Raw genomic sequence first — 18,499 nt, forward strand, 5'->3', positions numbered from 1 at the left:
GAGACAAGAGCTGTTCGTTAAATTGCGTGACTAGCCTAGAACAACGACAACATCGTTCACGCTGCCTTCTGCTTGTACTGGGATTGCGCCTTCAACTGATTCACCATTGATAGTGATAGAGGCAACGCCTTTGCTTACTGCATTCGGGTTTTGCACTGTGATGTTGTAAGTCGCGCCACGCCATTGACGAGTAACCTCGAACTCTGGCCAATCAGTCGGGATACAAGGATCAACCGTTAAGCCTTCAAAGCCTGTACGAACACCAAGAATGAAGTTGGTTACCGCGAAGTAAGCCCAACCCGACGTACCCGTTAACCAAGGGTGGTTTGCACGGCCGTGGTCTTGGTGATCTTTACCCATGATGAACTGCACGTACGAGTATGGTTCTGCGTAACGTGTTTCAATCATGTCGTTTTGGTTGTACGGGTTCAGTGCGTCGTAGAACTTCATAGCACGGTCACCACGACCTAGTTTCGCTTCTGCTACCCAAGCCCATGGGTTAGGGTGAGAGAAGATTGCGCCGTTCTCTTTTACGCCTTGGTAAACGCGAGTTACGAAGCCGATGTCATCGTTTGGTGTTGCGAATGATGGAGAGTTTAGGTGTAGGCCGTATTCAGAGAAAAGGTTTTCATCAACAGCGTCCATCGCTTTCTCACCGCGTTCTTGAGATACCGCGCCAGATAGAACGGCTAGCGTGTTTGACTCAAGGTGTACACGACCTTCAGCTTGTTGAGCGGTACCGATCTTGTCGCCATTTTTAGTCAGACCACGGATGTACCAACCACCCTCGTCATCCCAAAGATGCGTTTCACATGCTTCGCGAACGTTAGCAGCCATTTCTGTGTATTTCGCAACGTCAGCATCGTTATTACGGAACTTAGCAAGATCTAGGAATTCTTGTAGCGCCCAGAAGTGTAGGAATGAAACCATTGAAGATTCACCGCCACCTAGGTTCAAACAGTCATTCCAGTCAGCTCGAAGACCTTTACAGATACCCGTTTGACCCACGTATTCAGCAGAGAAGTTCAGTGCCGCTTTCATGTGTTCGTAAACTGTCGCGTCACCACCGTCTGCGTATGGAATCACTTCATCGAAGAAGTCGTGCTCACCGGTTTCCATCACGTACTTGATGATGGTCGGAACGATCCATAGGTGGTCATCAGAACATGTGTCTTCAATGCCGTGGATCTTGTCGTCATCTGACGGTGTTGGAACAACCGTTGGTGATTTTGATGGCTCAACGTCGGCTTTCTCTGGATCGAACCAGTCTGGATCGAACAAGTGTAGACCGTAGCCCGCTTTCACTTGGCCGCGAAGCAGGTCGATAATGCGCTTCTTGGTCATTTGTGGGTTGGCATGAGGTACTGAAATAGCATCTTGCGCAGTATCACGGTAACCAAGACCAGTACGACCGCCAACTTCGATGAATGATGCAAAGCGAGACCAAACCACACAGGTTTCGGCTTGGTATAGCGTCCACGTGTTGATCATTGTGTCTAAGCCTTCGTTTGGCGACTTAACTTGGAATTTGTTGCAACGCTCGTCCCAGTGATCTTTGATGCCTTGGAAAGCGGCGTCTACGTTTGCTGTGTCTTGGTACTTCTCACGTAGGCGTTCACCGTTGCCTTTACCGATACCGAGTACATACGCAAAGCGAACTTCTTCACCTGGTTGAATCGTAAATTGCTTGTGCAGAGAACCACAGTGGTTGTAACAAGTTTGAGCGCTGTTAGAACACTTACCGTTTTCAACCGCAATTGGATTTGCTTCATCACGGTACATGCCAAGGAAGTTGTCACGTTGGCCATCGTAACTGTCTGGTGAGAAAGTTGAAGCTAGGTAATAGAAGCCTTCAAAGTCGTTAGTGTTGTAGTACAGGTCGTATTCCAGAACACCTTCTTGGTAAGACGTGCCCGCAGAGTACAAAGACATCTGATGGTTTTGATTGTCTGATTGAATATGGCTGAAAGAGAACTCAACAAACGAGAAAGTGCTGATGGTTCTTGGCTTGTCAGTGTTGTTCTTTAATACAACGTCCCAAACTTCTGCATCTTCACCCTTAGGTACGAATAGCGTCTTGGTTGCGGTAATGCCGCTGTATTCACATTTGAATTTTGAGTATGACAGGCCGTGACGAACTTCGTAGTTCGCTTCATCTAGGCTCTTTGCCACTGGTTGCCAAGAGATAGACCAGTAATCACCCGTCTCATCATCACGCAGGTAAACATAGTGTCCTGGGCGGTCGAATGTGCCGTTTGGACGGAACTTAGTAACACGGTTGTATTCCGGAGAATTGTAGAACGAGTAACCGCCCGCATTGTGCGAAATCACGGTACAAAACTTTTCAGTACCTAGGTAGTTTGTCCAAGGTGCTGGTACATCAGGGCGTGTGATGACGTATTCGCGATTGTCGTTATCGAAATAGCCGTATTTCATTGTCATTTCCTTTTTAACAAACTGCATTTATGCAGCTAATTTTTAAATAGTGATGCTGAGTCGTATCTAACTGAGCACCTTAATTTGAGTCAGCAACCACTCGATGTGAGTGTCGCTTTGGTTTGTTTCATTGAGCTTTCCAAGGGTTGCGATAATCAACATTGAGTCTGTCGAGTAATGGCAGATGCCCCTTTAGGCGAGATAGGTAATCTAGCCAGTTTCGGTTGTTTTTATGTGTCCAACATCCTTCAGCTAAAGCGCTAATTCTTGGGAATACCATGTAATCCATACGCTTTTGGTTGGTGACGATCTCACACCATAGAGCACACTGAATTCCGCGGATCCGCTTACGAATTGGGTCGGTGTCGGATATCTCAGCAAGTGCTTCGTAGGTATAAGCTTGTTCTAATGGGATAACGGCAGCCCAATCTACGCCCGGTTCTTCCGGTGCATAATCTTGGGTCATGTCGAGATAAGTAAACTGTGCAGGTTGCAACACCACATCAAAGCCTTGGCGAGCGCAATTGACAGCCGCTTCTTCACTGAGCCATGAGTAGATGATGGTCTCTTTGCTCACTTTGTCGCCGTGCTGTGCTTCTTCCCAGCCGACCATGCGTTTGCCGAGTTGCTTAAGCTTGTTCTCGGCATAGCGGAATAGGTGGCCTTGTAGGTCTTTGCTGTCTTGGTACTGGTGTTCTTTCATCAATGCTTGAGCAGCAGGGCTGTTGGTCCACACGCCCGGTGGCACTTCGTCTGCACCCATGTGAATCAATTCGCTCGGGAACAGCTCTGCGACTTCTTCAATAACCGCGTCTAAGAATTGGTAAGTGCCGGGCAAGCCTGGGTTTAGGACGTTGTCGTTGTAGTGCTGAATGCTCTTGTATTGAGTGGTATCCGCTTGCTCTACCAGCATCTCAGGCAGTGATTTGATTGCGGCACGACAGTGTCCCGGAATATCGATCTCTGGGATCACCGTGATGCTGCGTTGCTCAGCGTATTCAATGACTTCACGAATCTGTTGTTGTGTGTAGAAGCCGCCATAGTTGTCCGCAATGTGGGTGTATTGCGGTTCTAGTGCATGATCAGGACCACGCCAAGCGCCAATTTCTGTTAGCTGTGGCAGGCTCTTTATCTCAATTCTCCAGCCTTCATCATCGGTGAGGTGCCAGTGAAAAACGTTGAATTTGTACTGCGCCAATTGGTTGATTAACCGCTTCACTTGATCCACTGAGTGGAAGTGACGAGCGCAATCCAACATCATGCCGCGGTACTTAAAGCGCGGTTGGTCGGCTATCTTGCAACATGGTAGAGAGAAGTTCTCTGCGTCCAGTTGTTGAACTAGTTGAATCAAGCTTGCCACAGCGTGTGTAAAGCCCGACTGGCTGCCTGATTCAGCAATAATCTGTTGTGCAGTGATGGTCAGCTTGTATTCGGCTTCGTCTAAAGTCGGGTTGCTGCGAAATAGAATGTCGCCGCTTTCGTTTTTTGAAAGTTCAGCTGAAAGCGCGTTCGAAAGAGACAACTCAAAGGTCGAGAGCAATTCTTGCTGGAACCAAGATACTGCCTTATCAGCAAGATGAGATTGAACCTCAATTCCGCATTCGCTACTTAGCGGGAAACTACCTTGCTGAAATTCGATCTGGTTCGGCTGAGGAATCAATGCAATCTCAGCTGCATTCACTTCAGGTATCTGGTTGCGTTCACGGTATGGCGAAGCCAGTACAATGGGTGATATCGCGACAGGCAGTACCGATGTTTCTCCATCATGATGTGACTGGATAAAGGCATCGTTTAGACCATCAGAATAGAAGCGGAATGGTGCGCTTTGAATACTGAATTCAAGGTAGTAATGGTTGTTGGCCTTTAACACTGACGAACTTGGTGTGAACGAGCAAAAGCTGCCAACTTGAGTCAGCTCTCCTTGCGATAAACTCTCTGGAAGGATGAAACGATCAAATGCAAAGTGCAGAGACCAATCTTTTACGTCGAGGTCACTTAAGTTATGTACCGTAAGGCCAAATCGGCAGTTATTTTTTTGTTCAGAAAGAACAGCTAAGTCGATGCGATAATTCATATAACTTCCCTGCTAAGCCTGTTGATACAAGTTGTGTTGTGGTTTTCCGGCAAACATCAATGCGCCTTCAATAGCGTCGAATTGAGGTTTTACGATCCATTGTTGTACTGGTGGTGATAGCCAGTTGAGAATACGCTCAGCGATACTTCCCATTAAGCACACCTTGTCAGCGCCTTTTCGATGCAGTGCTAAGACAAACATTTCGATATCAGCCGCGGTTTGCTTGAGCATATCGATAGCCAGTTCGTCACCTTCGTTAGCGAGTTGAAAAATCACTGGTGAGAATTGACCGTAATCCTTTGGAATCGCGCCTTTTGACCATTCGACAATGGCATCCACATCATTATTAAAGTGATTCATCACATGTAGAGTCAGTGGGGTTTTGCTGCGAATACCGTCTTCTGCAAGCAAGACTTGTTGAATCAAACGAAGGCCCATCACTGCGCCTCCGCCTTGATCTGAAATCGGAAATTCACGACCGCCAACCACATGTTGCTCGCCGTCTTTTAGGTAGATACCGCAAGAACCCGTACCACCAATCATGATTGCGCCGTTTTGGCCATTGTGAGCACCAATGCAAGCGCCATAAGCGTCGGTATTTAGTGTCATGCTTGCGAAAGGGTGCGGTTGTGACATGAAGTCGAACCATGCTGATTTTTGCTCAGCACCAGCCAGTGCTAGGCCAACATGCATATTTGAAAAATCGTTAGAGTTAAGTTGCCCTTGTTGTGCCGCTTTTGTGATGGCATCAATAATTGAGCTCATCGCAACATCAACACCCAAAAGGATGTTGGCACTGCCACTTTTCGCTTCACCAATCAATTTGCCTTGGTCGTCACGAATACGAGCACGACAAGAAGTACCACCACCATCAATGCCGACGTAGTAAAGAGTCATTATTATTGCTCCTTACGCTGAGCTAGGAAGCTGAACTGTGCCGCTGTGGCTAATAGGAACCAAGCGCCGTGAGGGATCCATTGTTCGCCCCAGCGCCAGTTTTGAAGCATGTCATCTTTTTGTGCTGGAGGGTTGAACGCAATGTCTTGTTCATCTTCAAAACCAGCCGTGATGCCATTACAAATACCGCCTTTCGCATTGAAGAAACCAAGCTGAGGCAGGTAGTCTGGGTTGTTATGGCCATGACCATCGAGCATGCACATGTGGTATGGGTTGAGGCCCAAGATCCAATCAAGGCTATTTTGTGAAAGCTGGATTAAGCGCTCTTGAAGTTCGCTATCGTTAATGTGCGGTTGAACTAGGTAAGCCATGGTTGCGAGTGAGCCAAGGCGTGCGTTCTCGCCTTGCCACCAATAACCAGTTTCGTTCTGTTGAGCGACGAAGAAGGCATCACGTTTATCACCATCGACAGATTTAACGTACTGTCTTGGGTAGCCGAATGGGTTGGTGACTTTGTCGGTGATGTTGATTTCGAACTGACAAGCTTGTTCAACAACTGTGCGAGCCTGTTCTTTTAATTCAGCATCGCTTTCGTTGTCGATGTATTCGCATAGTGTAATCACCGGAAGGCCGGCTTCTGCTGCATGAAAATATGGGCGAGAGCCATCAGAGTTTGCAGACCAGAAGTGCTCAAATGAATCATCGGATTGCTGACGAGAGATTAAACGAGTCGCCCAAGTTCGGGCTTCTGTTAAGTATTGCTGATCTTGAGTTACGCGATACAGCTCATTGGCTGCGAGTAGGGCGCAATACTCATCGATGATGTTCTCTTCACCATCGTTTAGATACTGGAGGTTGTACTCTTTTAGGTGCCAGTAACCCTTAACAGCCGTTTCAAGGTATGTGTGGCTCGAGTAGCTGCCAGAGATTTCAAGCTCAGAAGCTGCGGCTAATGCTGCGATAGCAACACCTGCACCTTGTCGGTAGCCCGCTTGTAAGTCCGTTGATTTATGACCTTCTTGAGTCGCATAAGCACAGATATCGCGCTGGTTGATATCTTTGCTCCATTTATCGAATACCGTCATATAGAAGTATCCATCAGCGTCTTGCATACGTACTAAGAAGTCGGCACCGAACAGAGCCTCTTCCGTTAGACGAGTCATGGAGAATTTTGGGAAGTCTGGGTTATGGCTAGTCAAGCGTACGCTTTTTAGCATGTTCCAAACGACCATTGGAATTTGTTGTGGATTGAGGTAGTTACCATAAGACAAGTGGCTAAAATACTTACTGACATCACCTGATGCGTCATACCATCCACCGTGGACATCAACGTATCGGTCGGTATCTAGAATTTGTGCTTGTCGATCCTTTTTGTCGAAAATACCGCCACAGCGTTGTGACTTAAAGTAATGAAGCACATCAGAAAATGTGTGGTTCATTAATAGGTTGCTACCAATCTCAAATACTTCAGAGCGCAGGTTGTCAAAGCGCAGGTAGTAGCGACCAGATTCAGTGACTGAACTGAAATCGATAGTGAAGAATTGCCCTTGATGCCAATTTGCTACGCGACCTTGTTTAACCACATCAAAACTTCCGACAGTCATATGGTTATCTGCACAAACGAGTAGAGCCGTTGTGCTAGAGAGGCGAGCTTTCTTAGTTTGTAGGATAGCTTGCTTGGGGCCTGTGGACTCATAGCCAATATGGTTGGTCAATAACAGCATCAATATTCTCCGACAGTCCTAGTTTCTATTGGCTAGGTACTTGAATGTTTTGGATATAAATAGTTAGGGCCCGCAGACCCTAACTTGGGTTTTATTGCTTAGCTTTCGTGTAGGTAACAGCGCACAAAGTGGTTATCAGCGAGCTGTGTAACCCCTGGTAGCTGCTCTTTACACTTGTCCATTGCATGAGTACAACGACCTGCAAATGGGCAGCCTGCTGATACTGGTGTCCACAGAGGAATCTCCCCTTTGTTGCCAGCAAGTTGCTCGTGGATCGACTTCTTAGGATCTGGAACAGCAGAAACAAGCAATTGCGTGTATGGGTGCTGAGGGTTAGCAATTACGTCATCGGTATCGCCCCATTCAACCATGTGTCCCACGTACATCACTGAAAGATCTTCAGCGATGTAACGAGCGGTTGCGATATCGTGAGTGATGTAAAGCAGAGACATTTGCTTCTCGAACTTCATCTCTTCCATCAGGTTCAAAACACCGGCACGAATCGATACATCAAGCATTGACGTTGGCTCATCGGCTAATACAACTTCTGCACCTACCGCGATGTTGCGGGCTAGGTTGACACGTTGACGCTGACCACCAGACAGTTGGTGAGGGTACTTTTTCGCCGTCTCTTTTGGCGGAATGAGACCAACTTGCTCTAAAAGATCGTAAACACGTTCTTCTAGTTCTCTCTTGTTGCCCGGAGATACTTTCTTGTGGATCAACAGTGGTCGAGCAATGTGGTGGAAGATATTGTGCGTTGGGTTTAATGAACCAAACGGGTCTTGCCATACCATCTGCACGCCTTCACGGTAGTGCATAAGATCTTTTCTGCTTGAGATCTCTTGAATATCACGACCTTTGTATTCGATCGTGCCGCCCGAAGGTGCGTACATTTTTGCGATCATTTTTGCGGTTGTTGATTTGCCTGAACCAGACTCACCAACCACTGCTAGGCCGCGGCTTTTGTACATCTTGAATGACACGTCGTTGATTGCACGCATCATTGGGGTTTGAATGGTGGTACTGCTTATTGGGAAGTCTTTTACAACATTCTTGCCTTCTACCAATAATTGACCGAAATCTTTGCTCATAATTGTCTCCAGAATCCTTATTCGCTTTGCTTGTTTTTAGGCGGTCGAGCCGCCTTGTTCGTTATTCACGCTGAGTCAGCGTGCAAGCTATAGCTTCCTTTGTACTATTGGGTCACCGTACAGGTGACAGTTAGACAAATGTCCCGGGTCGATAGAACGCAGCTTGGTTGGCACCTTGGTACACGTTTCATGTACACGGTCACAACGAGCTTGGAAACGACACCCTTCAGGGATCTCTAACAGGTTCAGAGGGTTACCTGGGATACCTGCTAGTTTTGTCTTTGGCCCTGTCAGTGGAGGGAAAGAACTTCCCAGCCCTTTGGTGTAAGGGTGGTAAGGGTTTTCTAGAATATCTTGAGAGTTAGCAACTTCGATTAGCTCACCTGAGTACATGATGCCGATGCGGTCAGAGAACTCGACCATTAATGACAAGTCATGGGTGATGAACAGAATCGAGAAGCCAAACTCTTCTTTCAGTGCATAGATCTTTTGTAGGATTTCGCGTTGCACAACCACATCAAGTGCGGTTGTCGGCTCATCCATAATGATCAGCTTTGGATTCAGTGCTAACGCGATAGCAATAACCAAGCGCTGACGCATGCCGCCAGAGAATTGGTGAGGGTAATCACTCAATCGGCTCGGGTGAATATCGACGATTTCAAGTAGACCTTCAGCGCGTTGCTTAGCTTGCTCGCGAGTCATGTTGGTGTGACGCATGATTACGTCACAGAACTGCTCTTCCATCGGTAGTACTGGGTTGAGTGCGTTCATCGCGCTCTGGAATACCATCGACATCTCGCTCCAACGGAACGACTGCATACGGTCATCGCTGTATTCAAGGATGTTCTCACCGTTGAAGATAACCTCACCACCACTGATGTAAGCGGGCGGCTTATGAAGACGCATAAGAGAGAAAGCGACGGTTGATTTACCACAGCCAGATTCACCAGCTAGGCCGAAGACTTCACCTGGAGCGATGTCGAAACTTACGTTGTTACACGCACGAACATCGCCAGACTCTGTGATGTAATCCACGCATAAGTTGCGGATAGAAATTAGTGGTTCAGACATGATTATTTATCTCCGCTCCAAAGTGCATTTTGTGGTGGTAGTTCTGGTTCACGTTCTTCTTTGTCTTGAGCTGCTAGTTTTTTCCAACGCTTCATACCCTTGTGAGAACGCAGTTGCGGGTTAGCAATTTCATCGACAGCGAAGTTAAGTAGAGCAAGGCCAGTTACAAGTAGTGTCAGTGCGATACAAGGAGCCAACAGCTCCCACCAAGCGCCAATCAGCATTGATGAAGAGGTTTGAACGTTGTAAAGCATGATGCCCCAGCTGATTGTGTTCGGGTCACCAAGACCTAGGAACGAGATGGTTGCTTCCATCATGATTGCGTACATCACCGAACCGATGAAGCTTGCGCCAACGATAGAGATAAGGTTTGGCAGAATCTCTACGAAGATGATGCGGAATGAAGATTCACCCAAAACCTCAGCGGCTTTTACAAACTCTTTTTCACGCAGTGCTAAGGTTTGGGAGCGAACAACACGGGCACCCCAAGCCCAGGACATAAAGCCGATAACCAAGGTTATGGTGAGTGGCCCTGCCTCACCGATAAAGGCTGCTACTACGAACAGTAATGGGTATTGAGGGATTACCAGCATGATGTTCATTGCGGCTGTTAGAACGTCATCGACACGACCACCGAAGTAACCTGCAGAAACACCAATAACAGTTGCCAGTAAACATACGGTTAGACCCGCACCAAAACCTACAGCAAGAGATACGCGTGCGCCGTATACTACTTGAGACCAAACGTCACGACCCATGCGAGTTGTACCTAGTACGTGGTCCGCCTTTTTAGACATGATCAATGTACGACGATCGTCTGCTAAGTTTTGAGCAACCCAGCCATCAGGGTTAGTTTGTGCAGACTTCACTACGAAACCAGGGTATTCATGTGGGTTGCCTGTACGCTTGTCTGGTACATGTTTAGTGATCAATGGAGCTGCAATCGCGCCAAGAATAAAGATACTTAGGATGATGACGCCTGTTAGGGCCATCGGGTTACGCCAAATGAGTTTTAGAAAGTCTTTCATGATTATTTACCACCCTTACGAAGACGAGGGTCAAGAACAACGTAAAGCATGTCTGCAACTAGGTTAAAGAACAGCATGAATAGCGTCATGATAAGCAGCTGACCTTGCAGTACTTGGTAGTCACGAGCGTTAATTGCGTTGAAAAGTACGCTGCCAAGACCTGGGTAGTTAAAGATGATTTCGATAATTAACTGACCACCGATTGCCATACCTAGCGACATTGACAGGGCTGTCACACTAGGTAGCATCGCGTTACGAGCTGCGTAGTTGAATACCACTCGGTTTTCGCTCAGGCCTTTGCCTTTCGCCATGGTGATGTAGTCTTCGGCTAGTAGGTTGATCATGTTGTTACGCATGTTTACTAGGAAGCCACCAATTTGAACAACAGAAGCACAGAACAGTGGTAAGAAGGCGTGGTAAGCGACATCTTTAATGAATGCCCAGCTTGTCCAGTCAGGCATAGTACCTGCGGTGTAGGCATAACCGGTTGGGAACCACTTCAAGCCAATTGCAAAGGTAAATAGTGCAATCATTGCGATAACAACTTGAGGAACGGCTTGTAGAATCAGCATCCCTGGAGTTACGAAGGCATCGTACTTACTGCCGCGTTTCCACGCTGCGAAAATACCTAGGATTGAACCAATCGAGAAAGAAAGAATAACTGCGGTGCCGGCTAAGAAAAGCGACCAACCGAATGCTCCACCCAACAGTGTGTTTACAGAAAGTGGGTAGAATTGAATTGATGTACCAAGTTCCCAGCTAAGAATGTTCTTCATGTACGCTACGTATTGAACCAGTAGACCGCCATCAACGAAGCCTAATAGTTCTTTCATTGCAGCAATACGCTCTGGAGTAACTTGTACAGAAGCGTTCGCAAACATCATGGTAACTGGGTCACCAGGCATTGCTCTTGGAATAATAAAGTTTAACGTCGCAGCAACTAATAGCGCGACAAAATAAAATGACAAACGTCTTAAAAAATAACCCATAACTCACACCTTACTCACCCAGATTGTTTCCCTGTTTCTGGATTCAGGTCGCTCCTAGCGAAATTTGGAACGAAAAATCCCCTGACGACTAGCGCCATACTTTCAATTGATAGTGTGGGGATTTTTATAAGCGGCGTAAGAGGTTACGCCGCAAGGATTGAACGATTACTTATTTAACTGGTTTTAGGTCCAGTACATGAAGTAGACGCTCTGGAATACCAGCCCAAATGTTTGGACGGCCTTTTGGATTTTCTTCGTTCCACCAACCAGTGAAGCGAGTTGTGTTGTATTGGTACATGTAAGCACCAGACATCACAGGGATTGTCACTTGGTCTGCAGCGATGATTTGCTGGATACCGTGTGCAATGTCTAGCTGCTCGTTCTTATCAGCTGTTTTGTAGAAGCTGTTTAGAAGACCATCTAGCTTGTCGTTTTTGTAGAAGTGCATTGCGAAACGAGGCATACCATCACCAGATTGTAGTGATGAGTTGTAAGCACTGTTCCAGTACGTGTATGGATCCGCACCGTGGAAATAGTTTGTGTATGCTACGTCGTATGTACCTTCAAGCATTGCTTGGTTGTAAACAGAGAAGTCAGGTGTACGAGCTTTCGCTTTAATACCGATTTCGTTCAGCTGTTCTACCGCTAGTTGAACTGTGTTGTTGAAGTCAGTCCAGCCGTTTGGCGATTGAATCATTAGTTCGAAAGACTTGCCTGATGGAGTGTCAACAAAACCATCTTTGTTTACATCTTTGAAGCCAGCGTCAGCAAGAAGCTTCTTCGCGCCTTCAGCGTTGTAAGTGTTGAAGCCTTTGTACTTGTCGTGAGTTTTTTCATCAGACCAAGCTTCAAACGCGTAGCCAAGACCCGATGCGAAATCGTTCACAGTACCGCCACCGTAGAATGCGATGTCGATGATAGTTTGACGGTCAAGAGCCATAGAGAAAGCACGACGGAAGTCAACGTTGCTCAATGCTTCATGCTTCGCAGCATCAGGGTGCTTGAAGTTAACGATGAATGCCTGTGTACCTGCTGGCGGGTACCAGTAGTGGTGTTTAGGGCTAGCTGCTGCGTATGTACGATCGATATCTGGAACAAAAGAAGACGTCCAGTCCATTTCACTGTTTACAACTTTACCTAGGAATTGGTCGTTGTTCGCAATTTGTGGAACACGTAGACAGTCAACATCTAGGTTGTCTGCATCCCAGTAGTTCGGGTTTGCACACTGGATGTATAGTTGTGCTGTAAACGTATCGATTTCTGTAAATGGACCAGAACCTACCGGGTTCTCATTGGTAAACGTTGATGGATCTTTAACGTCTTTCCAGATGTGCTTAGGTACTACAGGTACTTTAGCAATCTCGTAAGGTACGTTTGAGTTTGCTTCTGTTAGTGTGAACTTAACTTGGTTGTCGTTCAGTTTTTCTACAGAAGTTACCCAAGAGTTGATACCAGATTGGTCAAGCTCTGGTTTCTCTTTTACAAGGTTGAAAGAAAAAACAACATCATCAGCAGAGAAAGTTTCTCCGTCTGACCATTTAACACCCTTACGAATGTCGAAAACAACGCTCATCAGATCATCTGACATCTTGAAGTTTTCAGCTAGACGGAACACTGGAGTGTTACCGTGCATTTCGTTAAATACTACTAGCGGCTCATACATGAAGTCAGTTGTAGTATGTAGGTTAGTAGCACCAAGGTACGGGTTAAAGTTACGTACGAATGTAGTGTACTCTTTCGGGTGAACGGTCAGTTCACTGCGTTCTGCAGCGGTTGCTACTGATGCAAAACCTGTTGTAGCAGTTGCAATAATTGCTGTTGCTATTGCTGTTTTTTTTATATTGGCAAGCATAGCTGTTCCTTACTATTTGCTTTCATTTCACTAATGGATTGAATGTTATCTGTCGCTAAATTGTTTAGTAGATACACACTCTGGTTAAAGGCCCACCTCTTCTTCGTTGCTCCAGATTCATCGTTGATTCTGAGAAGTGGTAAGAGTGGCCTGTAGGCCTTTGGCAGGAGTAAGAAAACACCTTATCGATGAATTAATCAAACTCGTTTCCCGTCAAAAACGTTAAAAACACACAACCTCACGTCATTAACGTCAAAATAGGTTGCTTTGGTGGTTTTTTGTGCGCAATTGTTAAGGTGATGTGACTCGCATTTGGTTTTGTGGTTCTTGCAGGTTGTAAGTGGTCACTAACTTCAAAGGCTTTTTATTATAATGCTTTACCCTACGTTGGTATAATTGTAGATCTCGGTCACTTGCCAGTTTTACGTTAAATTTCCCTAGAAAATTAAATCTGCCGTTCTGTTGTGACTCGCTTCTCAAACTGCAACAAAGAGTCAGATAACGGTCAGATATGATTGAGAATAGAACGAAAAGTACTGACGGTTACCAGCACGTACTGTGCGTAATTGGCGTGAATTCTTCCTTGTTTAAAGACGTGAAAAAAGTGCGTTGTAAGCGTTGGGATTCTACTTTTTGTGTTTATGAGGCGTACAAAAAAGCCCACGCTAGGTGGGCTAATTTAGTGATGTTGGTTCAGGGTTTAGCTGGTCAGTAGTTTCTGCAATTTATCTCTTAGCATCTCAATATGGGTTCTTTCTGGCGTCTGTTCTTTGCAGTGTTCCAGTATGAATTCGATTGAGCTCAGTACCGTTCGCCAGCGAGGCGTTTTCGGTAGGGTTTCGACGCGTAGGTATTTGTCTAGCGTTCGAGTTTGCAGCGTACTGCGGTCTAAGTAGACGCGCCACAAGCCACTCTTCTCGGCGAAAGCGAACTTGGTTTCACCAGTCACCGACTCCCAGTAGATGATGGCATTCGTCATCGCATCGACCAGTACTTCACGCATCAACTCTTGCTTGTTTTTACCTTCACCGGTTGCCTTGTCAGCAAGACGAGTAAATTCTCCTCCAAGCTCTTTCAGTTGCTGCAACTTATCTTTGTCGCCTTCAAAGGCATAACTAGAGAGAGCCTCAACCGCCGTTTCAAGGTTATTGATTCGGTTTGAGTTAACTCCACCACCTACATTAAAGATATACATGGTGTCGAGCCCTGAACCTTCAGGTAGCTTAAGGATGTCACTTGGTATGCGCTGACGTGTGTCGTCTATATAGATATCAATGTCACCGCAGTAGTGGGCTTGTTCCACTTTAAGGTATTTAGGCGCAATGATCTCGTCGGCCATTGAGCGTTTAAGTTGCTCCTGCCCGCGTCTGAATAGTTTTGCCGCCGCTTCGTTAGCAAAGCGAATACGTTGGTCATCACGAATACAGATGATGGCTTCAGGTGCCGATTCTAGTTGCTCTAATAAGCGGCCTTGAGTTTCTAGCAAGTTAGCTTCAACCATCGCTCTATGTTTGAGCTCGAGTTGCAGCTGGTCGTTTTCAAGGCGTCTCTGTTCAGCTTTACTTGCTGATAGATGCGCTGTTATTCGAGCCGCTAATTCTTGTTTGTTGAACGGTTTAGACAAGTAGTCATTGGCGCCAGCTTCGAAACCTCGAACACGGTCTTCTGCTTGGTTGAGGGCTGTTAGCATGATGATTGGCAATTGAGCATGATCGTATTGCTTTCTCAGTGCTTCACAAACCTGATAGCCGCTCATTCCTGGCATCATGATGTCGAGTAGAAGCAGCTCTGGCTTCTCTTTTTCAATCAGTTCAATGGTTTCCGGGCCATCACATGCAGTACGTACTCGATAACCTTCTAATTTCAAGAAGCTGTCTAATACTCGCAGGTTAACCGGCTCATCATCGGCGATAACCAGTAACGGGCCATCTGGGTTCTCACTGATAACGCTGTTTTCTTGTTGGCCGTTATCAATTAAATCCGGCGCTTGGAAGTGCGAGTAGTGACCGGATTCGTTGTAACTGTCCAGCTCATCTTGAGTCGCTAGGGGCAGGGTAAAGCTAAACGTAGTGCCAAGCATTGGTTGACTACTTACGTACAGTGAACCGCCCATTAACTCGATCAGCTGACGACTGATCGATAATCCAAGCCCTGCACCTTGGCGGTAGTTACTCGCATCTTGGCCTGCTTGAATCAATGGCTCAAAGATGTGCTCAAGATACTCGGCCGGAATACCTTGGCCAGTATCGACAACTTGTACACGAATGTTGTCATCGATAACGCTGGCAGAGATAACAATCTTACCTTCTGAGGTGTACTTGATGGCATTGCCGACCAAGTTATACATCACTTGCTCAAGTCGTTGAGGATCCGATGAAACCAGCCCTAAATCACTTGGGACTTGGTTAATAATACGGATTGGCTTATTGCCCAATAGGTGATGAGACAACTCTAGGACCAAGCTGGTGGCTGCAGATAAATCAACGGCTGATTTCTTTATGTCTAAGCTGCCATAGCGCATCTTGTGATAATCAAGCAGATCATCAACCAAGGTCGCCAATCTCTGACCACTATTGATGATGATATCCAACTGATACTTCTGATTGGCAGGAATAGGGCCGTTCGCTCCAGATATCAAGGCTTCAGCGATACCCACCATGCCATGCAGTGGTGTTCTCAATTCGTGTGAAGTGGTCGCTAAGAACTCATCTTTAAGTTTGTTGGCCAGTTGCAACTCTTCGTTTTGCTTTTGAATGGTCTTAAGGTTGTCCTCAAGCTCATCATTTTGACTTTTGATGAGCTGCATTTTTTCACGAATCGAGCGCTGCATTCTTTCGAAGCTCACCGCGAGTCGGCCGATCTCATCTTTGCGCTCGGTATTGATCATGGTTTCATCGAGATCACCCGCCGATACTTTCTCGGCAGCCCAGGTCAGTTTAAGTAGTGGGGAGGTGATGAAGTTAGACAGATAGTGCGATGCAACAACGACGAGAATGATCGCCGTTAGCATCACGATCACGAAGATCTTTTCTAACTGATGAATACGAGCAAACGCCTCTTTTTCTGGCAGCTCTACGACAAGAGCCCATGTTGCGTATTTCAGCTCAATTGGTGTATATGCTGCGATAATCGCTTGATCTAGGGTGTTGTCGAAGGTGCCAACCGCCGTTTCGCCAGCCAATGCTTTATCAACAACGTCTAGGCTCAAGTTGATAGATTCTTGTGAATGGGCAAGGCTACGCGGCAGGTGATCATCACCTACAAGCAGCGTTTGAATATTCGAACTCTTGTTGAGATCCGCAATCAGCTTAGTAATGCCGTTGATTGGCAGCCTAAACATCGCGTAGCTGTGCAGGTAGCCTTGTTGAACAATAGGTGCGCCTAACCATGCAGTCTGTTTGCCATTCTCGTCTTTAAAGTCAGAAACGATAACCGGCGTGTAATCTTCGTTAGATTTGCGTCGGTCGGTTACGTCTTTGGCTAGTCGTTGAAAGGTAATACCTAGGTTGGAATCCTTGTATTTTCCTGTCAGCAGATTGGTGCCGTAATCGTCATTTTTAAAGACGGAATAAGCGACATTACCGTTGATATCAACCAAGAGAATATCGTCAAAATCAGAGCGTTTAAGCAGTTCTAGGTAAGCATTATGGTAGCGCTTGTGCAGTAAGCGATAACGCTCGCTGCCAATAAAGCTACTAGATTCTGGAAGAATCGACGTTTTGATTTGATCGCCAGAGCCTTGAATGTAGCGCTGCTGTGCATTACCGCGAGCCTCGTCAATATCTAACCCCAATCGTTGGAATGCATTGATCAAACCATAAAATCGCCCGCCACTGGCATTGGCCAATTCTGAGCGAACAAAGCCCATCACTTGGGATTCTTGAGCTTGTAGGTAATCGACAATTTGCTGCTGCTTAGTATCACGAACCGAAACAAGGTGTGAGGTGCTTTGTTCCTGGAGATCCTGACTGTGCGATTGGAGGAAAAATATCGCGATAAGTGTCACTGGGGTAATACTGAGGACAAGAAATGCCAGCATTAGGGTATTTTGAAGGCGCTTAAACTTCTGCTTACGATAGAATCTAAACATAAATTGGGTACTACTTTCCTTTGATGTACTGCTAAAAGGGGCGAAAACAAGTACAGAGAATAGAATTAACGGGTTCCAATTTAACGAAATTAACGAGTTTTTTTACTTTGACAAGTAAGTGGTATTTAAAGCGTGTGCAAAAGCTCATTTTTATAGAGTTTTGACAAAAATATGAACAGACAGCGCAGATAATGACCCTGCGCTGTGCTAGATAGGTTATTTGTTTGCGTGATAGATCGCGAATTTAGTGGTCTTATTTAGAGTCGCGCATTTTCCAAATGCTTGTTCAATAATTGGAATGTATTTTAAGAAACTATTCGCAACAATAATCATCTCTCCAGAACGCTTCAAATGCTTAGGAGCCTGAGCAAGTAAGGTCTCAGTCGCGCTGTAGCTAGTGTCTAAGCCTGAATGGAATGGTGGGTTACTGATGATGAACTGGTAGTCTTGTGCAGTATCAGAATAGACATCGGACGCGAAGACTTTACCCGTTAAACCATTCGCTTCTAGCGTTGCTTGGCTTGATGCCACGGCAAATGCACTGATGTCGCACATTTCTAGCTCGATATCTGGGTTACGAGATGCCATTACCGCGCCCAATACGCCTGCACCACAGCCAAAGTCCAGTACCTTGCCTTTTAGTTTTGGCAGAGTATCCAGCAGAAGTTGGCTACCGACATCGAATTGACCGTGACTGAAGACGCCAGGAAGGCTTTTTACCGTCAAAGGTTGTTCATCAATGTTAACCGTGTAGGTCTTAAACCAGTCTTGTAGGTTGAACGCTTGTGGTTGCTCGAAGCATTGACCCCAGTAGAAAGAGCAACGACGCGCTGAATCGTATTTAACAACTTTGCCGTAAGGAGCAAACATCTTCTCGATGCTTTTCACGCCTGAGCGGTTCTCACCAACCACGACGATTTCGGTATCTTTGCCTAGCTTGGCAAATAGCATCGCCAATAGAAATTCCGCTTCTGCTTTGGCTTTTGGCCAGTACAGCATCACTAAGTCGGCTTTGGTCTCTTCGGTAAACTCAGCCCCGTAAAAACGTTGGATGGTGTTGCAACCCTCCAGTTGACGGTAGTAGCTGTAATTAGAAGTAAACACAGAGACAGATTCACAGTGCTTGGCTAACTCAACAGGGAACAAGTCTTCTGCCTCACCGGCAACTAAAACATGTTTTCCTTCAAAGTAGGCGAGCTGGCGTTGAGCAATCTGGCTTGGGGCAATATAAGCTGACATAGGAC

The 18,499-nt window shown here is 46.2% G+C and carries 11 protein-coding genes; all 11 read right to left on the bottom strand.

The genetic code is table 11. The features are described 5' to 3' along the window. Positions 1-30: 30 nt before the first annotated feature. The 11 genes from OCV20_RS02915 to rsmC all read right to left on the bottom strand — a co-directional run bounded on the left by OCV20_RS02915 (position 31) and on the right by rsmC (position 18,494). A complete protein-coding gene (locus OCV20_RS02915) occupies positions 31-2,436 on the bottom strand; it encodes a glycoside hydrolase family 94 protein (protein ID WP_050633604.1) in 2,406 nt (801 codons plus the stop codon). Between the two features lie 127 nt (positions 2,437-2,563). Then, on the bottom strand, positions 2,564-4,510 hold the full coding sequence (locus OCV20_RS02920) for a beta-N-acetylhexosaminidase (protein ID WP_086774160.1): 1,947 nt from the start codon (positions 4,508-4,510) through the stop codon (positions 2,564-2,566). A gap of 12 nt (positions 4,511-4,522) precedes the next feature. Then, positions 4,523-5,407: a glucosamine kinase nucleotide-binding domain-containing protein gene (locus OCV20_RS02925; RefSeq protein ID WP_086774159.1), complete on the bottom strand. Its 885-nt coding sequence runs from the start codon at positions 5,405-5,407 to the stop codon at positions 4,523-4,525. A gap of 2 nt (positions 5,408-5,409) precedes the next feature. Beyond that, on the bottom strand, positions 5,410-7,131 hold the full coding sequence (locus tag OCV20_RS02930) for a glycoside hydrolase family 9 protein (protein ID WP_086774158.1): 1,722 nt from the start codon (positions 7,129-7,131) through the stop codon (positions 5,410-5,412). Positions 7,132-7,229: 98 nt separating this feature from the next. After that, positions 7,230-8,225 (bottom strand): ABC transporter ATP-binding protein, encoded by a 996-nt coding sequence (locus OCV20_RS02935; RefSeq protein ID WP_048605696.1) that lies wholly within the window; start codon positions 8,223-8,225, stop codon positions 7,230-7,232. Positions 8,226-8,312: 87 nt separating this feature from the next. Beyond that, positions 8,313-9,296 carry an ABC transporter ATP-binding protein gene (locus OCV20_RS02940; RefSeq protein WP_048605693.1) on the bottom strand — a complete coding sequence of 328 codons (984 nt, stop codon included), beginning with the start codon at positions 9,294-9,296 and terminating at the stop codon, positions 8,313-8,315. A gap of 2 nt (positions 9,297-9,298) precedes the next feature. Continuing rightward, on the bottom strand, positions 9,299-10,324 hold the full coding sequence (locus OCV20_RS02945) for an ABC transporter permease (protein ID WP_017056648.1): 1,026 nt from the start codon (positions 10,322-10,324) through the stop codon (positions 9,299-9,301). 2 nt (positions 10,325-10,326) lie between these two features. After that, a complete protein-coding gene (locus tag OCV20_RS02950) occupies positions 10,327-11,313 on the bottom strand; it encodes an ABC transporter permease (RefSeq protein ID WP_017633262.1) in 987 nt (328 codons plus the stop codon). A 169-nt stretch (positions 11,314-11,482) separates the two neighbouring features. Next, positions 11,483-13,165 (bottom strand): ABC transporter substrate-binding protein, encoded by a 1,683-nt coding sequence (locus tag OCV20_RS02955; protein WP_017056650.1) that lies wholly within the window; start codon positions 13,163-13,165, stop codon positions 11,483-11,485. 700 nt (positions 13,166-13,865) lie between these two features. Then, positions 13,866-17,255: a response regulator gene (locus OCV20_RS02960; protein ID WP_086774156.1), complete on the bottom strand. Its 3,390-nt coding sequence runs from the start codon at positions 17,253-17,255 to the stop codon at positions 13,866-13,868. Between the two features lie 216 nt (positions 17,256-17,471). Continuing rightward, complete coding sequence (rsmC, locus tag OCV20_RS02965) at positions 17,472-18,494, bottom strand: 16S rRNA (guanine(1207)-N(2))-methyltransferase RsmC (protein ID WP_048612316.1); 1,023 nt, start codon at positions 18,492-18,494, stop codon at positions 17,472-17,474. Positions 18,495-18,499 lie beyond the last annotated feature (5 nt).

This window comes from Vibrio coralliirubri (genome assembly GCF_024347375.1).
Classification (GTDB): Bacteria; Pseudomonadota; Gammaproteobacteria; order Enterobacterales; family Vibrionaceae; genus Vibrio; species Vibrio coralliirubri.